This is a genomic window from Pseudomonas sp. 05N434 (genome assembly GCF_056396965.1).
Map to the genome: position 1 here is coordinate 1 of NZ_JBFTMK010000832.1, position 1,449 is coordinate 1,449.

Annotated in this window: 2 protein-coding genes; both read right to left on the reverse strand. The window is 56.6% G+C overall.

Annotated features, from left to right (window positions below; translation table 11 throughout):
- Positions 1-457: NAD-dependent epimerase/dehydratase family protein (locus AC1DLB_RS29870; RefSeq protein ID WP_477786273.1), on the reverse strand; the 457-nt coding region annotated here is incomplete at its 3' end.
- On the reverse strand, positions 454-1,449 hold a 996-nt coding region (locus AC1DLB_RS29875), incomplete at its 5' end, for a hypothetical protein (protein WP_477786274.1). The genes AC1DLB_RS29870 and AC1DLB_RS29875, both read right to left, overlap by 4 nt.

Below are 1,449 nucleotides of genomic sequence, written 5' to 3' on the forward strand. Positions count from 1 at the left end.
GCACCGGGCAGGGGATGCCACTTTCCAGCACCATCTTTTCCTGGTCTATTTTGCTTTTTGTGTAGAAGTCGTCGGCCACCGATTCGACCACCGAAGAGCTGATGTGCACCAGATAGTCGATGCTGTGCAGTTTGATCTGTTCAAGAATCAGGCGGGTGGCATCAACGTTGTTCTTGACGAATTCCTGATAGTCAATACCACCGATCTGTGCCTGCAGCATGACGACCACATTGGCACCGGCGAAGGCCTGTTGCCATTCGCCGGGCATGGACAGGTCACCAAAAATAGTGATCACGTCAGGCTGCACGCGCTTGAGGATCTCCAGGTTTTCGCGGTGCTTGTCGATGACCACGATATTGCTGTAGCCCTTGGCTTTGAGGCGAGCTACCAGATTCTGTCCGACCAGCCCGGCACCGCCGGGCAGGATGATACGTTCATCAAGATTAATAGCGGTCATTGCGGGTTAACCTGAATGTCTTTGCGAAATTGGCACAACTGCAGTTCCTTGCCTACCACGCGGGCCACGCCAACGGCATAGCTGCCCTTGAGGTCGCGGGTGTCTATAACGCGGCCGAAGCCGGCGTTGCCGAGGTCGGATTTTTTGAAGAAGTCGTTTACATCAGGGCGTGCGTACTGGGTCGCATCATAGTAACGCACGTTCTGGTGGGCATCGGTGAGGGTGATGTAGACCTGTGACGGCAGCTGGTTGCGGGCCGCATCCACGACGGTCCAGCCCTTGGCTTCAATGGCGCCTGCGAGCTTCTGCGTGGTCGGGTTCGCGAAGTCAAGGCTACCAATGCATTGCGCTGGGGCCTTCGGTAGGTCCAGGCCCACGTTCGTCTGTGGCAGGCTGATGTAGCAGCCTGATACTTCGGCGACCTTCCACTGACCGTCTTTGTGTTGCTGGTTAACCAATTGGCCAAGGCTGGGCTTCTCAACCGGCGGGCACGCGACTACCGCGCCCAGGGGCGCGCCACCCAGGAAGGTCTCGGGGGATTCGATGGTCTTGTCCAGATCCTTGAAGCTGTTGGCAATGGTGAATGACTTGTGTTGTGCGTAGTAGACGATCGACGAACTCCAGTCGTTGCCGTACAGGGTAAATGCCTCGCCTTCCTTCATGTTGTGCTTCAGCGTGTCAGCCACCAGCAGGTCTCTGGAGTTGCTCAGGTCAATCTTCTGCCGCAGGTTTTCGCCGTACCCTTGTGCGAAGGTGCTGTAGTTATTGGCCAGCAAGGCTACGAACAGCCCCAATATCCACAGGCGAGACTGCGGATGAGCGAGGCCTTCGGACAGCGCCACAGCCAGTGCGAAGATGATGAAAATGACGCTGGCCGACTGGTAGTAGCTATGGACTAGATGAAGATTGGTGAATAGGAACAGGGGCAACAATGCCAGGACGCAGCTCATCAGCACCACCAGGCGAGTTCTGGTGTCGCGAGCCATCAACAG